Annotated in this window: 1 rRNA gene; it reads left to right on the top strand. The window is 49.2% G+C overall.

Going from position 1 to position 266, the window contains the following annotated elements:
* Nucleotides 1-266: ribosomal RNA gene (locus ACLHR0_RS31690) — 23S ribosomal RNA — on the top strand; the annotation flags it as partial.

Genomic DNA, 266 nt, shown 5'->3' with positions numbered 1-266 from the left:
TGGATGCCTAGGATCTAAGAGGCGACGAAGGACGTGGTAAGCTGCGATAAGCTACGGGGAGATGCAAACGATCGTTACATCCGTAGATTTCCGAATGGGACAACCCAGTACACTGAAGGTGTATTACTCCGCAAGGAGAGCCAACGCAGGGAACTGAAACATCTAAGTACCTGCAGGAAAAGAAAATAAATAATGATTCCCTAAGTAGTGGCGAGCGAACGGGGAAGAGCCCAAACCGGATCGAAGCAATTCTGTCCGGGGTTGTA

The sequence above is a fragment of the Chitinophaga sp. ARDCPP14 genome (genome assembly GCF_051362515.1).
Taxonomy (GTDB): domain Bacteria; phylum Bacteroidota; class Bacteroidia; order Chitinophagales; family Chitinophagaceae; genus Chitinophaga.
This window is presented reverse-complemented; position numbering and strand designations above follow the sequence as displayed.